At 65.9% G+C, this 19,255-nt stretch carries 20 protein-coding genes; 8 read left to right on the forward strand and 12 right to left on the reverse strand.

Features of this window, described 5'->3' with window-relative positions; translation table 11 throughout:
• Positions 1-36 precede the first annotated feature (36 nt).
• The 8 genes from AC0WRY_RS03125 to AC0WRY_RS03160 form a co-directional block, all read right to left on the reverse strand.
• A complete protein-coding gene (locus AC0WRY_RS03125; protein ID WP_194405615.1) occupies positions 37-381 on the reverse strand; it encodes a hypothetical protein in 345 nt (114 codons plus the stop codon).
• Entirely contained in the window at positions 372-1,148 is a 777-nt protein-coding gene (locus AC0WRY_RS03130; RefSeq protein WP_491122657.1) for a hypothetical protein, read from the reverse strand. Before AC0WRY_RS03130 ends, AC0WRY_RS03125 begins: the two co-directional genes overlap by 10 nt.
• Positions 1,149-1,150: 2 nt before the next feature.
• A complete protein-coding gene (locus AC0WRY_RS03135; RefSeq protein WP_194405617.1) occupies positions 1,151-1,486 on the reverse strand; it encodes a hypothetical protein in 336 nt (111 codons plus the stop codon).
• Positions 1,486-1,728: a hypothetical protein gene (locus AC0WRY_RS03140; protein ID WP_194405618.1), complete on the reverse strand. Its 243-nt coding sequence runs from the start codon at positions 1,726-1,728 to the stop codon at positions 1,486-1,488. Before AC0WRY_RS03140 ends, AC0WRY_RS03135 begins: the two co-directional genes overlap by 1 nt.
• A gap of 212 nt (positions 1,729-1,940) precedes the next feature.
• A complete protein-coding gene (locus AC0WRY_RS03145; RefSeq protein ID WP_246776404.1) occupies positions 1,941-3,518 on the reverse strand; it encodes a L,D-transpeptidase family protein in 1,578 nt (525 codons plus the stop codon).
• Between the two features lie 468 nt (positions 3,519-3,986).
• The gene (locus AC0WRY_RS03150; RefSeq protein WP_194405619.1) at positions 3,987-4,949 is read right to left on the reverse strand and encodes an acetyl-CoA carboxylase carboxyltransferase subunit alpha; all 963 of its coding nucleotides are present in this window, start codon (positions 4,947-4,949) and stop codon (positions 3,987-3,989) included.
• A gap of 182 nt (positions 4,950-5,131) precedes the next feature.
• The gene (gene xerD / locus AC0WRY_RS03155; RefSeq protein ID WP_194405620.1) at positions 5,132-6,088 is read right to left on the reverse strand and encodes a site-specific tyrosine recombinase XerD; all 957 of its coding nucleotides are present in this window, start codon (positions 6,086-6,088) and stop codon (positions 5,132-5,134) included.
• A gap of 17 nt (positions 6,089-6,105) precedes the next feature.
• Positions 6,106-6,252, reverse strand: a complete 147-nt coding sequence (locus AC0WRY_RS03160; protein WP_014439243.1) for a hypothetical protein — start codon at positions 6,250-6,252, stop codon at positions 6,106-6,108.
• A gap of 187 nt (positions 6,253-6,439) precedes the next feature.
• Here AC0WRY_RS03160 and AC0WRY_RS03165 point away from each other — a divergent pair, with 187 nt between their 5' ends.
• The 3 genes from AC0WRY_RS03165 (at position 6,440) to AC0WRY_RS03175 (ending at position 9,601) form a co-directional block, all read left to right on the forward strand.
• Complete coding sequence (locus tag AC0WRY_RS03165; protein ID WP_194405621.1) at positions 6,440-7,063, forward strand: shikimate kinase; 624 nt, start codon at positions 6,440-6,442, stop codon at positions 7,061-7,063.
• The gene (gene aroB, locus AC0WRY_RS03170; protein ID WP_194405622.1) at positions 7,060-8,208 is read left to right on the forward strand and encodes a 3-dehydroquinate synthase; all 1,149 of its coding nucleotides are present in this window, start codon (positions 7,060-7,062) and stop codon (positions 8,206-8,208) included. The genes AC0WRY_RS03165 and aroB overlap by 4 nt, the downstream gene beginning before the upstream one ends.
• Before the next feature lie 88 nt (positions 8,209-8,296).
• Complete coding sequence (locus AC0WRY_RS03175; RefSeq protein WP_194405623.1) at positions 8,297-9,601, forward strand: HlyC/CorC family transporter; 1,305 nt, start codon at positions 8,297-8,299, stop codon at positions 9,599-9,601.
• 30 nt (positions 9,602-9,631) lie between these two features.
• On the opposite strand, the gene AC0WRY_RS03180 is transcribed toward AC0WRY_RS03175, so the two are convergent.
• On the reverse strand, positions 9,632-9,901 hold the full coding sequence (locus AC0WRY_RS03180) for a BolA family protein (protein ID WP_194405624.1): 270 nt from the start codon (positions 9,899-9,901) through the stop codon (positions 9,632-9,634).
• A gap of 106 nt (positions 9,902-10,007) precedes the next feature.
• Between AC0WRY_RS03180 and AC0WRY_RS03185 the strand changes: the two genes are divergently transcribed.
• Positions 10,008-10,640 carry a J domain-containing protein gene (locus tag AC0WRY_RS03185; protein ID WP_194405625.1) on the forward strand — a complete coding sequence of 211 codons (633 nt, stop codon included), beginning with the start codon at positions 10,008-10,010 and terminating at the stop codon, positions 10,638-10,640.
• Positions 10,641-10,824: 184 nt separating this feature from the next.
• Here AC0WRY_RS03185 and AC0WRY_RS03190 read toward each other — a convergent pair whose 3' ends face one another.
• The gene (locus tag AC0WRY_RS03190; RefSeq protein WP_194405626.1) at positions 10,825-11,916 is read right to left on the reverse strand and encodes a citrate synthase/methylcitrate synthase; all 1,092 of its coding nucleotides are present in this window, start codon (positions 11,914-11,916) and stop codon (positions 10,825-10,827) included.
• 82 nt (positions 11,917-11,998) lie between these two features.
• On the opposite strand from AC0WRY_RS03190, the gene AC0WRY_RS03195 reads away from it, so the two are divergent.
• Positions 11,999-13,228 (forward strand): citrate/2-methylcitrate synthase, encoded by a 1,230-nt coding sequence (locus AC0WRY_RS03195; protein WP_194405627.1) that lies wholly within the window; start codon positions 11,999-12,001, stop codon positions 13,226-13,228.
• A gap of 16 nt (positions 13,229-13,244) precedes the next feature.
• Here AC0WRY_RS03195 and AC0WRY_RS03200 read toward each other — a convergent pair whose 3' ends face one another.
• Both AC0WRY_RS03200 and AC0WRY_RS03205 read right to left on the reverse strand, forming a co-directional pair.
• The gene (locus tag AC0WRY_RS03200; protein WP_371746374.1) at positions 13,245-14,117 is read right to left on the reverse strand and encodes a LysR family transcriptional regulator; all 873 of its coding nucleotides are present in this window, start codon (positions 14,115-14,117) and stop codon (positions 13,245-13,247) included.
• Between the two features lie 21 nt (positions 14,118-14,138).
• Positions 14,139-14,798: a DedA family protein gene (locus AC0WRY_RS03205; RefSeq protein ID WP_194405629.1), complete on the reverse strand. Its 660-nt coding sequence runs from the start codon at positions 14,796-14,798 to the stop codon at positions 14,139-14,141.
• A gap of 294 nt (positions 14,799-15,092) precedes the next feature.
• On the opposite strand from AC0WRY_RS03205, the gene cobS reads away from it, so the two are divergent.
• The 3 genes from cobS to AC0WRY_RS03220 are packed head-to-tail and all read left to right on the forward strand — an operon-like array spanning position 15,093 to position 19,136.
• A complete protein-coding gene (gene cobS / locus AC0WRY_RS03210) occupies positions 15,093-16,091 on the forward strand; it encodes a cobaltochelatase subunit CobS (RefSeq protein ID WP_028139017.1) in 999 nt (332 codons plus the stop codon).
• A 52-nt stretch (positions 16,092-16,143) separates the two neighbouring features.
• On the forward strand, positions 16,144-18,045 hold the full coding sequence (cobT, locus tag AC0WRY_RS03215; protein WP_194405630.1) for a cobaltochelatase subunit CobT: 1,902 nt from the start codon (positions 16,144-16,146) through the stop codon (positions 18,043-18,045).
• Complete coding sequence (locus tag AC0WRY_RS03220; RefSeq protein ID WP_491122658.1) at positions 18,042-19,136, forward strand: esterase-like activity of phytase family protein; 1,095 nt, start codon at positions 18,042-18,044, stop codon at positions 19,134-19,136. The genes cobT and AC0WRY_RS03220 overlap by 4 nt, the downstream gene beginning before the upstream one ends.
• Positions 19,137-19,255 lie beyond the last annotated feature (119 nt).

The raw sequence follows: 19,255 nt of genomic DNA on the forward strand, positions 1-19,255 counted from the left end.
GTTTCGAGTGCTCTGTGAAGGACCCTGCTCCAGTTGCTAGCCGCCACGCGCCGAGCTATCGCCACCCTCCGTGATCGAAGCCGGCGCCGTCAGCGTGACGCGCCGCCGCAAGCCGAATCCCGCGCATAACAGTGTCATCGGCAGCAGGACGGCCGCCCAGAGATAGAGCTGATTGATCTCTTTCTCCCTCCGTTGAATCTGGACGTTGGTCTGGTAAATCGTGTCCTTGGTGGCCAAGAGCTGCAGCTGATTGATCTCTGCCTTGCGGCTCGACACGATCGTGCCGAACGTCGCCAGCTCGACCAGGAAGATCACGACGAAGACCCAGCCCCATTTGCGCCTGGGCCCGACTTCGATCGTTTCATGCGACGCTAACTGCACAGCTTGTCCCGACAGACGCAAGTGTGGCCCCCATTCGCCGATTGTAGCCTCACGCCGCTGATCGATGGAATGAGGAAGGTCTGCGGAGCCCGCACGACGAACGATTTGGACGGGCAGACCAGTTGGGGCTGCCCCGTGGACGGCGGCGCGCCGCTTGCGGATGCGTCGATGAATTGCACCGATATGTTGTAAGCCCCGGTGCAGGAGGAACTGACCTTGTAGCTCGGCGCTCCCGTCTGATCAAACTGTCCCGTCGGCAGGACGGTGATGCAGCGGCAGGCCGCGGCGTCGGGCGGGGTATCGGACAGCGTGCAAGGCCCGCCGCGCCCGAGATAAGCCTCCACCCAGCCCCGGCACTGGCGCAGCAGCTTCTGGACCGGCGGATTATGAGCTTGTGCGCTCACCGCCGCATCGAAGGGAGATTCACCGAGCTGCTTGTGCGATTCGAAGGTCCCTCTCGCGCCGCGATCGGCGAGGATCCAGTCGACATTGATCTTCGCTTCGGCTTCGAGCTGCGCGCTGCAGGACCCGCCGGCCCCGGAGCAGCGGTTGGTCGCCGTGTTGCAGGCGCAATCGCGGACGGCGGCCTGACGGCAGTCGAGTGCCGCATCGAGACCACGCTTCTGGACGCACAGTCCCGCTGCGCGCGTGATGTCGTCCCCGCAGCTTTGGGCCCGTACCACCTGGCTCCCCAGCATGCAGAAGGCGAGCAGCACGAAGACAAGCCTGATCCGGGCGGAGACGTTGCAACGGACGATGAATCGCATGCCTATCGACCTGAAATGCCGCTCTCGCGAGAGCGCTGAACCGTCCCGCTGCCTTTCGCATAGGGAGCGCAGCGGGCTGCCTCGCCGTAGCCGGGAATCCAGCGGTATTCGCCGGGACCGCATTTGAGGGCCTGCGCCTGATCAGGAGGCTGCTCCGAGCCGGCCGTGTCGGGCTGACATGGCACGGCTTCAGCGGCAGCGCGGCAGGAGACCGCTTTATCCAGATCCCCCGCCATGCACGCGATGACCCGCTTCATGACTTGATCGCCGCAGGAAGCCGCGCTCGCCGGGGCATTGCCAATGAGGATGGCAATGACGGCGAGAAGCGCGGTTCTCATCACCAGCAGCCCGCCGCCACCCCGGCCTTGTAATAGGCGTCCATGCAGTCCTTGAAGGCGCCGGCCTGGCCGGAGCTTCCGCCGCCGATGTTCTGCCAGCTGGTCTTGCACTGGTTGTAGGCCTGCCGGATTTGCTGACATGCCGGAGACGCCTGGGCCACCTGGATGTTCGAGCGCGGGTAGCTCGCCGTCTGCTCCGCGGCAAACGCCTGCGTGGACAGCAGCAGAAGAATGGTCAGCATTCCGGCCTTCATGAATCCCCCCGGGGTTGTTGAGTCTGTGGCTCAGCCGGTGGGAATCCTAGGATGCCCGCCATTCCTCAATCATGACCCAAACGGGTCAGGCCGCGCGAATTCGCGCGCAGCAATCAGCTGGCGTGGAAGAATGGCCTTCTTGCGCACGTGCGGCTTTATCGCGGAGGGAAGGCGAGGGCCGCAGGGGCGGCGGTCGCCGCTTACTTCATCGCCGAAAATCGGCTGTCGAACGAGTTCGACGACACCACCGGTGCTGCGCCGGAGAGTTGGCCGCCGCTGCTCGGCGGAGGCGGCGCGCTGTCGAACGCCGACGACTTTTGCGCCGGACGCGTCTGGGCGAGGCGTGTGTCGGGCTTTGCCGGCTCCGCCGGCTTGGCGGCGGCAACGGCCGGCTTCGGCGCGTCCTTCGCAGTGTCCTTGGACTTGTCGTGTCCCGGCACGAAGCGGGTCACGGCGGCTTTCAGCCTCGACGCTGCGGTCGTGGGTGTCGTGGTCGTGGCGGCGGGCGCCACCGATGCAGTCGCTTGCGGCGGCGGCGTGGTGGCCGTGGTGTCGGATGAGCCCATGCCCATCTTGCGGCCGAGATTCGAGAAGAAGCTGGATTTCTCTTGAGCCTTTTCGGCAGGCTGAGCCGTGGCGACGCGGGTGCCGGTCGCGGGCGCGCTGACGGCGACCACCGGCTCTTCCTGCGGCGCAGGCGCGGACGCAACCGCATCGAGATTCGGCTTGGGCGGATTGACGTGGCCGGGAATCGTGCCCGGTGCCTTGGCCATCGCCAGCATCTGCAGCGTGGTGCCTTCGGCGCCTTCGGACAGGCCGGTCGAGCCTTCCGGAATCTTCGCGGCGAAGATCTTGTTCATGCCGCCGTCGATGCCGGTGTTCATGCGCGCCACCGGCGTGCCCTTGGCGACGAGCCTGGCGTATTCGGCCTCGTCTTTGGCTTGCTTGCCGCGCACGGCGGCGACGACGTCCTCGGGGATCACATAGGCCGGGCACTTTGCGGAGGCGTCGAACACGGGATCGCGCTTCGCATCGGGCGCGCGGGTCGCATCGAACACGTACTTCTTCTCGCAGAAATCGACCTTCGGCTCCTGCCGCGTCACCTCGAAATGATCATAGCCTTCCTTGATCATCTTCCAGAACGGCATGTTCGGATTGTTCCGGTGCTTGGCCATGTTCACCGGCGTCATCTTGAACGGATAGGCCTGCAGCTGGAACGCCTTCTGGCCGCCGAAGAAGGATTCGCGGCCGAGCGAATAGATCTCCGCGATCTGCTCGTCGGTCATGGCGTAACAGCCGCGCGAGGAACAGTCGCCATGCACCATCAGCTGCGAGCCGGTGCGGCCCAGCGCCTTGTCGAACGCGTTCGGATAGCCGGTGTTGAACGAGAGATAATACGCCGACTGCGGATTCATCTGGCTCGGATTGATCGAGTAGAATCCCTCCGGCGCCTGGCGGTCGCCTTCGCGCACCTTCGGGCCGAGGTCACCCGACCAGCGGCAGATCGGATAGGTCTTGAGCAGCAGGAACTGGCCGCTGCGGGTCTGCTTCCAGACCTCGAGCTCGGCCTCCTGCTTGAACAGGCGCACCAGGATCGGCGATTGCAAATCCATGTCCTTCTCGACCATCGCGGCGAGAAGCTTCGGCGGCACCGGCTGGTTGGCCTTGGCGTTGGTCGCGAGCGAGACCTGGTCGGTGTCGCAGCCGGCCAGCAGCACGCTGGCCGTCATCAGCGCAACCGAAGCCAAGAGCGCGCGAGCAAGCGAACGAGAAATCAAGATGGACCCCACACCGTGCCGGACAGAAAGCGCGAACCCCAATTCGTTTGGCGCGTGATCCGACCGGACAACCGGACCCGTCATGACGGGCTTTTTCAGCTCACGCCCCAGCGCTTATGCCCTGAAGCCATTGATTAAAATTCTAACCTCTGGGTCATGTGGTCGCAACCCGAGCGGGGATCACGAGCCCGTTGGCCCGTCGGCATGGTCAACGAAGACTGAATGGACGCGACTTGAGACGGAACTTGGGCCTTTCGGCCCCATCAGGACTCAGATCGCCGATTTGGGCAAAAAAAGGGTCAACGCCGGGTTACCGAGCTGTTCCGGGGTCGGTCTCTCGTGCCCCGGACGCGGCGCAGCGCGTTAGCGGTGCGCTGCTGAGCTGGGGCCCAGCCCGCGCAATGGGTCCGGCTCTGCGGAGCGTCACTTCGTGCCGCACCGCGTCCGGGACACGGAAATCGGCCCGAATCAGCCCAGTTTCCGGCCGATATCGAGGAATTTCTGCCGGCGCTGCTTGCGGATGGCGTCGCCGTCGAGGCCGCGGAGCTCGTCGAAGGCCTTGGCGATGGCCTCGCCGGTGGTGGCGATCATGGCGGCGGGGTCGCGATGGGCGCCGCCGACCGGCTCCTTCAGGATGCTGTCGATCACCCCGAAGCGGAGCATGTCCTGGGCGGTGATCTTCATGTTGTTGGCGGCTTCCTGCGCCTTGGTGCCGTCGCGCCAGAGGATCGAGGATGCCGCTTCCGGCGAGATCACGCTGTAGATCGCGTGCTCCAGCATCAAGACCTTGTTGGCGGTGGTGATGGCGATGGCGCCGCCCGACATGCCCTCGCCGGTGATGATCGCGACGTTCGGCACGGTCAGCGCGAGGCAGGCGTCCGTCGAACGCGCGATGGCTTCGGCCTGGCCGCGCTCCTCGGCGCCGATGCCGGGATAGGCGCCCGCGGAATCGGCGAGCGACAGCACCGGCAGGCCGAACCGCTCGGCCATCTCCATCAGCCGCACGCATTTGCGATAGCCCTCGGGCCGCGCCATGCCGAAATTGTGCCGGATACGGCTCTCGGTGGAATCGCCCTTTTCCTGGCCCATCACGCAGATCGGCTCGCCGCGGAAGCGGCCGAAGCCGGCGACCAGCGCCTCGTCCTCGCCGAACTTGCGGTCGCCGGCGAGCGGGGTGAATTCGGTGATCAGGCCCTTGATGAAGTCGTTGAAATGCGGCCGCTGCGGATGCCGCGCCACCAGCGTCTTCTGCCACGGCGTCAGGTTCTGATAGAGGTCGGCCAGCGCCTGCGCCGCCTTGTCCTCGATCCGCCCGATCTCGTCGGATATGTCCGTGCCGGAGGCAGCCAGCGTCCTGAGCTCGTCGAGCTTGGAGTCGAGCTCGGCGACGGGCTTTTCAAAGTCGAGATAGCTGCGCATCTGGTCTTGCATCAACTCAATATAGGGGGACGGGGCTCGAGAGCGAAGCGAGGTCGGGGCCGCGATAAGAAGTAGAGCGTTTTCAACGGTTTGGCCTGTGCGCTCCTGGCAGGGGCCAAATCATGCGTGAGGCCCCGGCTCTTTCTGCGGAGATGTGGCCGAAGTCAAGGCGGTTTCCTTCACCTCTCCCGCACCTACTTCTCCGCCAGCGGGTGCAGGTCGCGCACCAGGCTTTTCAGCCGCTCCTCGACAACATGGGTGTAGATCTGGGTCGTGGAAATATCGGTGTGGCCGAGCAGGGTCTGCACGATGCGCAGATCGGCACCATTGTGCAGGAGGTGGCTGGCGAAGGCGTGGCGCAGCACATGCGGGGAGACCAGCCGGGCCTGCAGCCCCGCTGCGACCGCGAGCTCCTTGAGGTCGCGGGCGAAATGCTGCCGCGTCAGATGTCCGCTCTCGCCGAACGAGGGGAAGAGCCATTTCGAGGCGGCCACGCTGTTCTTCTTGTCGGCCTTGGCAGCTTCGGTCGCGGCGAGATAATCCGCCATCGCCTGCCGCGAGACCTCGTTGAGCGGCACCAGCCGTTCCTTGTTGCCCTTGCCGCGCACCACGATCATGCGGGCATCGCGCTTGGCCGCCGAGCGCGGCAGCGCCACCAGCTCGGAGACGCGCAGGCCCGTGGCGTAGAGCACCTCGAGCAGGCAATAGAGCCTGAGCGCGCGCAGCCGTTTCGACGGCGAGGCATCTTCCGCCTCGCTCAATTCCTTGGCGCGGCGAAGCATGCGGTCGACATCTGATATCGACAGCACTTTCGGCAGGCTGCGACCGCGCTTGGGTCCGGACAGGATCGCGGCGGGATCCTCAGCTCGGATGCGCTCGTTCAGCAGGAAGCGATAGAGATGCCGCATCGCCGACAGCCGCCGCGCCACGCTGGTGGATTTGAAGCCGCGGCTGTCGAGATCGGCGAGATAGTCGCGCAGCGTTTGCGTCTCGGCATCCACAAAGCTGTGGCCGGCGCGGCCGAGAAACTCCGAGAAATCGGTGAGGTCGCGGCGATAAGCGTCGAGCGTGTTGGGCCCGGCACCCTGTTCCGCCGCGAGCATGTCGAGGAACAGGCCGGTGAGCTTGGCGTCTGAGGGCTGGGTGCGCATGCCCGGGAGCCTAGCTCCTATTTCTTGAGGAACTTATCCGGCGGAATCGTTACCGTCATTTCCCGCGACTTGGGACTGACGAAATTGGCCAGTGCGAAGACCACGCCATAGACGATGCCGGCGATCACGGCGACGACCGTCAGGAAGCGGAACAGGCTGGGCATCGTTGCAGGGTCTCGGTCGAGGGACTTTCGGTCAAGCCCTTGGCGGGCAAATTAACCAATGAAATCATCCAACATGTTCGCCGTTTCGGTGCAAGAGTCCTCTGGCGAGGCCCCCTCCGGGGTCGTATAGGTGGCCAAAGCGTGCCGCCTTTGGCGGCAGATCGAGCGAGATCCACCGAGCGAGACAATGTCCGACGCCGCGTTGCCGATACCAGCTTCGCCCGAGGCCGACATCCTGTCGGCGCTGGGCGCGCGCTCGATCGTGCTCGTCGGTATGATGGGGGTGGGCAAATCCACCATCGGCCGTCGCATGGCACTCAGGCTCAAGCTGCCCTTCGTCGATGCCGACACCGAGATCGAGACGTCGGCCCAGATGACCATCCCGGAGATCTTCGAGCGCCACGGCGAGCCGTATTTCCGTGACGGCGAGGCGCGGGTGATCGCGCGGCTGCTCGACAGCGGGCCGGTGGTGCTGGCGACCGGCGGCGGTGCCTTCATGCGCGAGGAGACGCGTGCGCGCATCGCGGCAAAAGCGGTGTCGATCTGGCTCAGGGCGGACCATGACGTCATCATGCGCCGCGTGCGCCGCCGCGCCGACCGTCCGCTTCTGCAGACCACCGATCCGGAAGGCACCGTCTTGCGTCTCCTCACCGAGCGTGAGCCGGTCTATGGCCATGCCGACCTCACCATCGCCTCGCGCGACGTGCCGCACGACAGGATCGTCGAGGAATGCATCGCGGCGCTGCATGCGCATCTTTGCGGCGAACAGGCCGCCCCACCACCTGCTGACGTCGCGAGTGCCGCACGATGACCGCCCCCTTGAAACATTCCGACCCCGTCAAAGTCGAGGTCGCGCTGGCGGATCGCGCCTATGACATCGTCATCGGCCGCGGCGTCCTGGCCTCGCTCGGTGAGCGCGTGGCGCGTCTGCGGCCGGGCGTGCGCACCGCCATCGTGACCGATCGCACCGTGGCAAAGCACTGGCTCGAGCCCGCCGAGGCTTCGCTCTCGGCCGCCGGCATTCCGACCTCGCGCATCGTCGTCGAGGAAGGCGAGATCTCCAAGACCTATGCCGGCTTGGAGAGGGTCAGCGAGGCCCTGATCGCCGCGAAGATCGAGCGCAACGATCTCGTCATCGCGCTCGGCGGCGGCGTGGTCGGCGATCTCGCCGGCTTTGCCGCGGCGATCCTGCGCCGCGGCGTCGACTTCGTGCAGGTGCCGACCTCGCTGCTGGCGCAGGTCGATTCCTCCGTCGGCGGCAAGACCGGCATCAACTCGCCACAGGGCAAGAACCTGCTCGGGGCCTTCCACCAGCCGGTGCTTGTGATCGCCGACACCGCCGTGCTCGACACGCTGTCGCCGCGCCAGTTCCGCGCCGGCTATGCCGAGGTCGCCAAATATGGCGTGCTCGGAGATGAGGCCTTCTTCTCCTGGCTGGAAAAGAACCATTCCGACATCGTCAAGGGCGGCTCGGCGCGCGAGCACGCGATCGCGACCTCCTGCCGGGCCAAGGCCGGCGTCGTCTCCCGCGACGAGCGCGAGACCGGCGAGCGCGCGCTGCTCAATCTCGGCCACACTTTCGGTCACGCGCTGGAGGCGGCGACCGGCTTCTCCGACCGCCTGTTCCACGGCGAGGGCGTCGCGATCGGCATGACGCTTGCGGCGCAGTTTTCGGCGAAGCTCGGCATGATCGGCGAGCAGGACGCGGCGCGCGTCGAACGGCACCTCATCGAGGTCGGCCTGCCGACCCGCTTGCAGGATATCGCCGGCTTCGCGCAGGAAGGGCTTGCCGACGCCGACGCGCTGATGGCGCTGATGGCGCAGGACAAGAAGGTCACGCGCGGCAAGCTCACCTTCATCCTGCTCGAAGCGGTCGGGCGCGCGGTGATCGCCAGGGATGTTGACCCGGCCCCGGTGCGCGACTTCCTCAAGGAGAAGCTCGCGCAGAAGGTCTGATGCGCGGCTGATTATCGCCAAGCGTCTTCGCGCGAATTGGATACCGGTTCGCGTTGAGTAAACGCGTCAAGAGAAACTAGAGTGGTGCATGGATTGGCTCGGATTCACCATCGTCGTCCTCTGCCTCCTGGTCTCCGCGTTCTTCGCGGCCAGCGAGACCGCGCTGACTGGCGCCTCGCGCGCCAGCATGCTCCGCCTCTCCAAGCAGGGTAATCGCGACGCCGATGTCGTCTCCGATCTGCTCGACATGCGCGAGCGCCTGATCGGGGCGCTGCTGCTCGGCAACAACATCGCCAATATCGGCTCCTCGGCGATCGCCACCGCCATCTTCACGGCCTGGTTCGGCGATGTCGGCGTGCTCTATGCAACCGGCGTGATGACAGCGCTGGTCGTGATCTTCGCCGAGGTGCTGCCCAAGACCATCGCGATCAACGCGCCCGATCGGGTCGCACTCGCGGTCGCGCGCCCGATGCGGCTCACCATGTACGTGCTGGGGCCGCTGCTGCGCATCGTCGAGGTCATCGTGCGCCTGTTGCTGCGCCTGTTCGGCCTCGCCGGCGAGCACCAGGCGATCCTGTCGCCGACCGAGCGCCTGCGCGGTGCGGTCGACCTCCTGCATCACGAGGGCAAGTTCGAGAAGCAGGACCGCGACATGCTCGGCGGCCTGCTCGACCTGCGCGAGCTCCAGGTCTCCGACGTCATGATTCATCGCACCGAGATGATGATGATCAACGCCGATTTGCCGCCGGAGGAGCTGGTGCGCGAGGTGCTGGCGACCGAGTACACCCGCATTCCGCTGTGGCGCGAGAAGCCGGAGAACATCATCGGCGTGCTCCACGCCAAGGATCTCCTGCGCGCGATCCGCGCCGCAGATGGCGACACCTCGCGCATCGACGTCTCGACCATCGCGCTGCCGCCCTGGTTCGTGCCTGAGATGCGGCCCGTGTCCGAGCAGCTCAAGGCCTTCCGCCGGCGCAAGACCCATTTCGCGCTCGTCGTCGACGAGTATGGCGAAGTCGAGGGTCTCGTGACGCTGGAAGACATTCTGGAGGAGATCGTCGGTGACATCTCCGACGAGCACGACGTCGTGGTCGCCGGCGTGCGCGCCCAGCCGGACGGCTCGGTCGTGGTCGACGGCTCGGTGCCGATCCGCGACCTCAACCGCGCCATGGACTGGCATCTGCCCGATGAAGAGGCAACGACGGTCGCCGGCCTCGTCATTCACGAGGCGCGCTCGATCCCCGACCGCGGCCAGAGTTTCACCTTCCACGGCTTCCGCTTCCGCGTTCTGCGCCGCGAGCGCAACCGCATCACCGCGCTCCGTATTTCACCGGTGCCGCGCGAGGCGGAGCTGGAAGAGGCCAAGCCGAGACGCGCCGGGACGTCCTTTTGATTCTCTTACCCTCCAGGGGAGGGTAAGCAATCAAGCTTCCCCCGGTGCCTTGGCCTGGATCGCCAATGCGTGCACGCTGGCAGCGAGTTCCGCGGCCAGCGCCGAATTTATCATGCGATGGCGATCAACCCGGCTCTTCCCTTTGAAGGCATCAGATACAATATAGACCCGAAAGTGCGTCTCACCGCCCGGCCGATGCCCGGCGTGGCCCTCATGCAAATGTGACTCATCGACGACTTGCAGGCTTTCCGGCGTGAAAGCTTCCTGCAACTTGTTGCTGATAGTGTCGACCATAGCCATGTTGTGCCATTCGGGTGCAGAGATCACGCCCCGTTAATTGCCGGGTTTGCGGCGAATTGCAATGTCAAGACTTGAAGGTTTTTGCATTGCGTAGTCAAAGTCAGCCATGCCGATCGATTCATCAAAATTCTTCGACTCCATCCGCGTCAAGCCGCGGGGCAAGCAGCCGGAAGTGAAGCCGCGCGACACCGCGGTCGGCTGCGAGTGGGCAGGATGCCAGAACAAGGGCGCGCACCGCGCCCCGAAGGGCCGCGAGAACCAGCGCGAGTACTGGCACTTCTGCCTGAACCATGTGCGCGAGTACAACCAGAACTACAATTTCTTCTCGGGCATGAACGCCGATGCCGTTGCGCGCTACCAGAAGGACGCGCTGACCGGCCACCGCCCGACCTGGAAGATGGGCGCCAATGGCGGCAAGAAGGGTGCGGAAGCCGAGATCGATATGGCCTCCGATCCGTTCAGCATGTTCTCGGAGATCAACGGCCGCGCGAGCTGGCGCAAGGGCCCCGAGGCCGCGCCTCAGGCCGAGACGCGCAAGGTGATGAATGCCGAGCGCAAGGCGCTGCAGGTGATGGGCCTCGGCCCCAATTCCACGCTCGCCGACGTCAAGACCAAGTACAAGGCGCTGGTGAAGCAGCACCATCCCGACGCCAATGGCGGCGACCGCTCCACCGAAGACCGCCTGATCGAGATCATCAAGGCGTATAATTATCTGAAGACGGTGGTGCGCGAGGCGTAAGGCCTCGCTCCTTTCTTTCTTCTCCCCTTGCGGCAGAAGGTGGCGCGAAGCGCCGGATGAGGGGTATCTCTCCGCGGTTTCACCGCAAGAGATTCACCCGCGGAGACAACCCTCACCCATCTCGCCGCCACGCCGCGATCCACCCTCTCCCGCAATGGGGAGAGGGAAAGCACGTCGGACGACCTCACTCCGGCATCGCCCCGACATAGGACGAGCTCGGCCTGATCAACCGCCCCGTGCGCTGCTGCTCGCGCGCATGCGCGGTCCAGCCTGCGGCGCGCGCCACCGCGAAGATCGGCGTGAACGCCTGCCGTGGAATCGCCAGTGCATCGAGCAGGATCGCGGTGAAGAACTCCACGTTCGTCTCCAGCGGCCGCTCCGGATTCTTCTTGCGCAGCGCGCCGCGGATATAAGCCTCGACCTCGCCGGCGAACGGCAGATCGGTTCCGTTCGACGCCAGCGCCTCGACCGCGGTCTTGAGCACGTCGGCGCGTGGATCGCGCACGCGATAGACGCGGTGGCCGAAACCCATCATGCGCTCGCCGCGCGCCAGCGCAGCGTCGACCCATGGCTGGATGCGCTCGCGCGAGCCGATCGCGTCCAGCATTTCCAGCACCGGCTCCGGCGCGCCGCCATGCAGTGGACCGGTCAGCGCGCAATAGCCTGCGGTCACCGCGGCGAACAGATCGGCCTGTGTCGAGGCCACCACCCGCGCGGTGAAGGTCGAGGCATTCATGCCGTGATCGCTGGCGGTGACGAGATAGGCGTCGAGCGCGGTGACTTCGCGTGCGGCGGGCGCGCGTCCGTGCAGCATGCGCAGCGTGTCTGCGGCATGGCTCAGCGTCGGATCGGGTGCGACCGGCTCGAGCCCTTTGGCGCGCCGGACCAACGCGCCTGCGATCACCGGAAACGCGCCGACGATCGTCGCCTCGTGCTCCAGTCCAGGCTCGGCGCGAAGGCCGGCGACGGCCGCACGAAATCCGTCGATGACCCCCATGCCGCGCGTCGCCGGCAAGAGGTCCGGCAGGCGCGCGAAGGCGCGCTCGCGCCCCGCACCCAGGCTCGCCCGCACATTGGCTTCGCTCAAGGTCGTCTTGCTGGCGCCGTTCCAGAGCCGGGCGGTGACGCCCTCGTAGCTCGACTGGCTCGCCAGCCGGCCGACATGCTCCCCGGCAATGATCAGCTCGCCGCGCTCGCCATCGACATGGCTCAGCACGGTCTCGGCCGCGGGAATGCCGTCCAGCCCGATCTGGCTTTTGGTGAGGTGGATATTCATGGCCCAATCTCCCTTTTGCACTGCACGGGCGGAAAGGTCGGGCCTCTCGACAGATTGATCAATCTTGATTACATAAATCAATATGAATAATTCCGACGGCCTCTATCTCTCCGCCCGGGAAGCCGCGGCCGAACTCGCGATCTCGCCGGCCACGCTCTACGCCTATGTCAGCCGCGGCCTGATCCGCTCCGAGCCGACGCCGGACTCGCGGAAGAACCGCTACCGCGCCGAGGACGTCCGGGCGCTGAAGGAGCGCCGGGTGCCGTCGCCGGAGCCGCGGGGCCTGCGCAGCTTCGATGCCGACCTGCCGGTGATGGACACGGAGATCTCGACCATCACGGAGGAGGGCGCGATCTATCGCGGCGTCAATTGCGTCGATCTTTCCGAGAACGACACGCTGGAGCACACCGCGACGCTGCTCTGGGACGTCTCCGACGTCGATCCGTTCGCGCCCGACAATCAGCCTGCGCTTTCCGAGGAGATGCGAACCATCGCGCAGGCCGCGCGCCGGGCGGCACCGATCGATCGCGCCATCGCCGTGCTCGCGCTGGCCGCGAGCGTCGATCCTCGCGCGTTTACCCGTGCGCCCGACGGCCGCGCGATGGTCGGCGGCCGCATCGTCCGGCTGCTGGTCGCGACCATGCTCAATGCCGAAGCCTCGGCCGAGCCGTTGCACCAGCAGATCGCAACAGCCTGGGCGGCGGACAACAAGCACGCGCCCGATTTGATTCGCCGCGCGCTGGTGCTGCTCGCCGATCACGAGCTGAACGCCTCGACCTTCACCGCGCGCTGCGCGGCCTCGACCGGCCTCAACCTGTACGATGCCGTCATCGCCGGCCTCGCCGCGCTGAAGGGCCCGAAGCATGGCGGCGCCGGCGTGCTGGCTTCGCAACTCGTCAAGACGCTGATCGACCGCGACGTCGCCCCTGTTGTGCGCGAGCGCGTCGCGCTCGGCGAGCGTTTTGCCGGCTTCGGCCACGGCGTATACAAGCGCGGCGATCCCCGCGCGCAGTCGCTGCTCAACGCGCTGTCCCGCGCCGGCGCGCCGCGAAAGTTCACCCGCGAGGTGCCGGAGCGGATCGCGGAAGCCACCGGCGAATTCGTCAACATCGACTATGCCCTCGCCGTGCTCGTGCACGCGCTGCGCCTGCCCGCCGGCAGCGAGCTCGCTCTGTTCGCGATGGCCCGCAGCGTCGGCTGGATCGCGCATGCGAGCGAGCAGTTGCAGTTCGGGAAGTTGATCAGGCCAAGGGCAAGGTATGTGGGGCCGGCGCCGGGGCGGAGGGTGGGGAGCGCGGAGCCCAGAGCCTAGAATTCTTTCCGAATCCTCAGCTCAGGCTTCCGGCGAAGCGTTCGGCGAGCCTGTTCTTCTTGAATTCCTCGGCGACCCAGTCCACGAAGACTCTCGTCTTCGCCGGCACAAGCTTGCGCGATGCGTGGTAAATCGAGATCGCGCCGGCGTCACAGTACCAGCGTGGCACCAGGCGTAGCAGCGACCCATCGTCGAGCGCTGGAAGAATGTCGGCGGTGGCGAGCATTGCAACTCCCAGGCCCAGCCGTGCGGCCTCGCGCATTGCGGCCGGGTCGTTGACCACGATCGACTCAGACAGCGGCGCCTGAACTTCGCGCCCTGAAACATCGCGCATCGACCAGTGCCGGATCCGCCCGGTCTGGAGCGAGCGCATGACAATGCCATCCAGCGCGGCCAGTTGGTCCGGCTGGGTCGGTAATGTCCGCCCTGACATGTAGACTGGAGAGGCCACAGCGACGATGTGTGCGGGCGCTAGGGTTCGGCTGACGAGGCCCGGCAACAATTCAAACCCACCTCCGATTGCGGCGTCATAGCCTTCACCGACCAGGTCGACTTGGCGGTTCTCGAAGTGCCACTCAGGGCGGACCTGCGGGTACCGGGCCAAGAAGGCGGGAAGCAGCGGCAGGATATGGGCGGCGCCGAATGTCGGAGGCAGGCTTATCTTGAGAATGCCCGCCGGCTCCTCGCGTCCGGTCGAGACTCCGGCGATTGCGGCCTGGAGCCCCTCAAGGTGGCCGGCAATCGCCGTGCGGAACGTCTCGCCAGCCTCGGTGAGCGTCAGCCGCCTTGTTGAACGATGAAACAATCGGACGCCGAGATTGCGCTCGAGCATGGCGACGTTGCAATGAGAGAAGCACGCTGCCGAACTCAAGCCCGGAAAAGTGCGCAGCCGTCTTCAAAAAATCATACTTCAGGCCCGAGGCTTCGCCGCCACGACACCGCCGCCATTCCGCCTCCGATAGATCCACACCGCCACGCCGCCCACGATCGCAACGCCCACCACGGTCAGCATCCAGATGTGCTTGCCGACATGGCCGTGATGATGCAGCCCGGCATATTCATGCAAGGCCGACACCGCGAGCACGCCCGGCAGCACATGCGCCGGGGCCCACACCAGGATCGCCGGGATGTTGATCGTATAGAACTTCGCGGGCGCCATGCCCAGCGCGCCCGCCGTCACCGGCACGAAGGCGCGGATCGGCGGCACGAAACGGGCAAAGAACACGGCCCAGGTGCCGAAGCGGTTGAAGAAGCTTTCGCTCTGCTCGACCACGCGCGGATAGTTGGCCAGCGGCCAAGTGGTGAGGATTTTGCGCTGCTGCCGGTGCCCGATCCAGTAGGCCGAGCCGTCGCCCAGCACGGCCCCCGCGGCCGCGGCGAGCAGCACCCAAGGCAGCGCCAGCTCGCCGCCCGACACCAGGGCGCTGAGCGCCAGGATGATGGTCGAGCCGGGGATCACCGATCCCACCACCGGCACGGCTTCGAGCAGCGCCGCCAGGAACAGGGTCAGATAGGCCAGCCACGGATGGGCCGAAACGAAGGATATCAGGGGATCGAGAAAGGACGTCACGTCGTCTCTTGCAGGGCTGGAGCATGGGGGCTTCGGACCCTACATAAGTAACCGCATACGGCCAAAGTGCCATTCGCAGGAAACGGCGCGGCCCCGCCCGAATTTGGGCGTGATTCGCAAGGCAGCCCTCCAAAAACTGCGTTCCTTGCCTATCTAAATGAAAAGACAACGGAACTTTGATTGAGGGGCGGGCTTCTGCCGGCACGTTGTCTCTGATAGGTTGAGTTTCAGCACCCAGCCGCAGCCAACGTGCGAATAACCGGTTTCGGGACCGCCCGGGACCTCGGAGGATTGATGACGACCGCCGCCATGTCCAAAGTTGAGGAAGTTTCCGGTCTGCCCGACATGAAGGTGTCGGTGCGCCAGGTGTTCGGGATCGACAGCGATCTCGAAGTCCCCGCCTATTCCGAAGTCGATCCTCATGTACCCGAAGTCGATTCCGACTACCGCTTCGACCGCGCCACCACGCTCGCCATTCTCGCGGGCTTTGCCCGCAACCGCCGCGTGATGGTGACCGGCTATCACGGCACCGGAAAATCCACCCATATCGAGCAGGTCGCGGCACGCCTGAACTGGCCCTGCGTGCGCGTCAACCTCGACAGCCATATCAGCCGTATCGATCTCGTCGGCAAGGACTCCATCGTGGTCCGCGACGGCAAGCAGGTCACCGAATTCCGCGACGGCATCCTGCCCTGGGCGCTGCAGCACAACGTCGCGCTGGTGTTCGACGAATACGACGCCGGTCGCCCGGACGTGATGTTCGTGATCCAGCGCGTGCTCGAAGTCTCGGGCCGCCTGACGCTGCTCGACCAGAACAAGGTGATCAAGCCGCACCCGGCGTTCCGGCTGTTTGCGACCGCCAACACCGTCGGCCTCGGCGACACCTCGGGCCTCTATCACGGCACCCAGCAGATCAACCAGGGCCAGATGGACCGCTGGTCGATCGTCACCACGCTGAACTATCTCAGCCATGACGAGGAAGTGGAGATCGTGCTGGCCAAGGCCAAGCACTATCGCACCAGCGAAGGCCGCGACATCGTCAACAAGATGGTGCGCCTCGCCGATCTCACCCGCAACGCCTTCGCCAACGGCGATCTGTCGACGGTGATGAGCCCGCGCACGGTGATCACCTGGGCGGAGAACGCCGACATCTTCGGCGATATCGGCTTTGCGTTCCGCGTCACCTTCCTCAACAAGTGCGACGAGCTCGAGCGTCCCCTGGTCGCCGAGTTCTACCAGCGCTGCTTCAACGCCGAGCTGCCGGAATCGGCAGTCAACGTGGCGCTGAGCTGATTTCTCCCGGGGTGTCGTCCCGGCTCTCACCGGGACGACGGATCAAGGTGACATGACCACCTCCAACTCCAAATTCCGCAGCACCAAGGAAGCGCCGACCGAGCCGTTCAAGCGCTCGGTCGCCTCCTGCCTGAAGGCGATTGCCAAGACGCCGGAGCTCGACGTTTCCTTCGCCGCCGAACGTCCGGGCCTCGCGCCCGGCAAGGCGCGGCTGCCCGAGCCCGCGCGAAAGATGACCAAGCGCGATGCGGCGATCGTGCGCGGCCACGCCGATTCCATCGCGCTCAAGATCGCCTGCCACGACGCCAAGCTGCATCGCAAGCTGATGCCGGGCAATCCGCAGGCGCGCGGCGTGTTCGAGGCGGTGGAGCAGGCGCGGGTCGAGGCGATCGGCGCGCGCCGCATGGCGGGCGTTGCGAAAAACCTCACCGCGATGCTCGACGACCATTTCCATCGCGGCAAGTTCGACGAGATCACCGACCGCGCCGACGCGCCGCTGGCGGATGCGCTGGCGATGCTGGTGCGCGAGCGTCTCACCGGCATGGCGCCGCCGACCGCCGCGAAGAAGATGGTCGATCTCTGGCGCCCCATCCTCGAAGACAAGATCGGCAAGCGGCTCGACCGGCTCGACACCCTGGTCGAGGACCAGACCCGGTTCGGCGATGCCGTGCACGACCTCCTGACCGCGCTCGAGCTCGGCGACGAGCGTAACGCCGACAGCGAGGACGACGACAACGACGACGAGAACCAGGACGGCGACAACGATCAGTCCGGTGCCGAAGGCTCGCCCGATTCCGACGCCGCGCAGGAGATGAGCGCCGACCAGGCGCAGGCCTCATCCGAGGAGATGAGCGAGAGCGCGATGGAAAGCGCGCAGGCCTCGACCTCCGACACTTTCGACGACGGCGAGCTCGGCGACGACGAGACGCCGGGCGAGGCGACCCGTCCGAATTCGCACGGCAAGAACGAGCCGCGCGGGCCGGAATACCACGCCTTCGCGCCGAAATTCGACGAGGTCATCGCCGCCGAAGACCTCTGCGACCATGACGAGCTGGAACGCCTGCGCGCCTATCTCGACAAGCAGCTCGCGCATCTGCAGGGCATCGTCGCGCGCCTTGCCAACCGCCTGCAGCGCAAGCTGATGGCGCAGCAGAACCGCGCCTGGGAGTTCGATCTCGAAGAGGGCATTCTCGACCCCGCGCGGCTGTCGCGCGTCGTCACCGATCCCTATCATCCGCTGTCCTTCATGCACGAGAAGGAGGCGACCTTCCGCGACACCGTGGTGACGCTGCTGCTCGACAATTCCGGCTCGATGCGCGGACGGCCCATCACGGTCGCCGCGACCTGCGCCGACATCCTCGCCCGCACGCTGGAGCGTTGCGGCGTCAAGGTCGAGATTCTCGGCTTCACCACGCGCGCCTGGAAGGGCGGGCAATCGCGAGAGGCGTGGCTGGCCGCCGGCAAGCCGGCCAATCCCGGCCGCCTCAACGATCTCCGCCACATCATCTACAAGTCGGCCGACGCCCCGTGGCGCCGAGCGCGAAAGAATCTCGGGCTGATGATGCGCGAGGGGCTGCTCAAGGAGAACATCGACGGCGAGGCGCTGGACTGGGCGCACAAGCGCCTGCTCGGCCGGCCCGAGCAGCGCAAGATCCTGATGATGATCTCGGACGGTGCGCCGGTCGACGATTCCACGCTGTCGGTCAATCCCGGCAATTATCTCGAGCGGCACCTGCGCCACATCATCGAGGAGATCGAGACCCGCTCGCCGGTCGAGCTGATCGCGATCGGTATCGGCCATGACGTGACGCGCTACTATCGCCGCGCGGTGACGATCGTGGACGCCGAGGAGCTCGGCGGCGCCATCACCGAGAAGCTCGCCGAGCTGTTCAGCGAGACCAACACCGCGCCAACCCAGCCGGCCGGTCGCCCGCGACGCAAATTGCATTCGTGAGCACGCATTCATCCCGCCGCAGCTTTCTCAAATACGCTGCGGCGGGATTTTCCACCATCGCAGCCTCTCGCATCGCGCTGGCGCAAGCCACGGTCGAGCCTTCGCCGCACGCGCTTGCGAACGAGCGCGCCGTCACCGACCCCGTCAATGTCGAGGTCAACGCGCGCGCCATTCCCAATTTCGAGCCGCGTGACCGCACGCGTACCCGGTTCGGCTCGCTGAACTATCGCAGCGGCCTGGTGCTGACCTCGCCCTATCGCGGCTTCGGCGGATTGTCCGGCATCCGGCTGGATGCCAAGGGCGAGCGCTTCCTCGCCGTCTCCGACCAGGGCGGCTGGTTCACCGGCACCATCCGCTACGCCAATGGCAAGATGACCGGGCTCGACGACGTCGAGGCGGCGCCGCTGCTCGGCGCCGAGGGTCGGCCGATCACGGAGAAGCGGGGGTGGTGGGATTCGGAATCGATCGCGCGCGACGGCAACCTCGTCTATGTCGGGCTCGAGCGCGTCAACCAGATCCTGCGCTATGATTTTGCCAAGGGCGGCACGCGCGCGCGCGGCGAGGTGGTGCCGGTGCCGGCGGGCGTGCGCAAGCTGCCCTCCAACAAGGGGCTGGAGGCACTTGTCGTCGTGCCCAAGGAAAAGGACAAGGGCAAAGACCAGAACATGCCGCTCGCGGGCACGCTGATCGCCTTCTCCGAGCGCGGCCTCGACGCCGACGGCAATCTCACGGCCTTCCTGATCGGCGGTCCCACGCCCGGCCAGTTCAGCGTGCGCCGCATCGAGAAATACGACATCAGCGATGCCGTGCTGCTGCCCTCGGGCGAACTCCTGATTCTCGAACGCAAATTTTCCTGGTTCACGGGCGTCAACATCCGCATCCGCGCGATCCCGCTGAAGTCGATCGCGCCGGGTGCGCTGGTCGACGGCCCCGCGCTGTTCGTCGCCGATCTCGGCCAGGAGATCGACAACATGGAAGGCATCGACGCCCACGTCACGCCCGATGGCGAGACCGTGCTGACGCTGATCTCCGACGACAATTTCTCGATGCTGCAGCGGACGCTGCTACTGCAATTCACGCTGGCGGAGTAGCGGCGCCGTCACGTCAAGCCGCGGTCGCAATGCGTGCCGCCACCACCCGCCATTCGTTCGCGCCGCTGGCAATCCGCCGCCCGCCTACTAAACTCTCTCCACAATCCCGCCCCCATCCC

The organism is Bradyrhizobium sp. T-12, from assembly GCF_058314695.1.

Coding starts and splice junctions, on each gene's coding strand:
- AC0WRY_RS03130 (WP_491122657.1), bottom strand. CDS start 1,148: ATGCGATTCATCGTCCGTTGCAACGTCTCCGCCCGGATCAGGCTTGTC.
- AC0WRY_RS03135 (WP_194405617.1), bottom strand. CDS start 1,486: ATGAGAACCGCGCTTCTCGCCGTCATTGCCATCCTCATTGGCAATGCC.
- AC0WRY_RS03140 (WP_194405618.1), bottom strand. CDS start 1,728: ATGCTGACCATTCTTCTGCTGCTGTCCACGCAGGCGTTTGCCGCGGAG.
- AC0WRY_RS03150 (WP_194405619.1), bottom strand. CDS start 4,949: ATGCAAGACCAGATGCGCAGCTATCTCGACTTTGAAAAGCCCGTCGCC.
- xerD (WP_194405620.1), bottom strand. CDS start 6,088: ATGCGCACCCAGCCCTCAGACGCCAAGCTCACCGGCCTGTTCCTCGAC.
- AC0WRY_RS03160 (WP_014439243.1), bottom strand. CDS start 6,252: ATGCCCAGCCTGTTCCGCTTCCTGACGGTCGTCGCCGTGATCGCCGGC.
- AC0WRY_RS03165 (WP_194405621.1), top strand. CDS start 6,440: ATGTCCGACGCCGCGTTGCCGATACCAGCTTCGCCCGAGGCCGACATC.
- aroB (WP_194405622.1), top strand. CDS start 7,060: ATGACCGCCCCCTTGAAACATTCCGACCCCGTCAAAGTCGAGGTCGCG.
- AC0WRY_RS03175 (WP_194405623.1), top strand. CDS start 8,297: ATGGATTGGCTCGGATTCACCATCGTCGTCCTCTGCCTCCTGGTCTCC.
- AC0WRY_RS03180 (WP_194405624.1), bottom strand. CDS start 9,901: ATGGCTATGGTCGACACTATCAGCAACAAGTTGCAGGAAGCTTTCACG.
- AC0WRY_RS03185 (WP_194405625.1), top strand. CDS start 10,008: ATGCCGATCGATTCATCAAAATTCTTCGACTCCATCCGCGTCAAGCCG.
- AC0WRY_RS03190 (WP_194405626.1), bottom strand. CDS start 11,916: ATGAATATCCACCTCACCAAAAGCCAGATCGGGCTGGACGGCATTCCC.
- AC0WRY_RS03195 (WP_194405627.1), top strand. CDS start 11,999: ATGAATAATTCCGACGGCCTCTATCTCTCCGCCCGGGAAGCCGCGGCC.
- cobS (WP_028139017.1), top strand. CDS start 15,093: ATGACGACCGCCGCCATGTCCAAAGTTGAGGAAGTTTCCGGTCTGCCC.
- cobT (WP_194405630.1), top strand. CDS start 16,144: ATGACCACCTCCAACTCCAAATTCCGCAGCACCAAGGAAGCGCCGACC.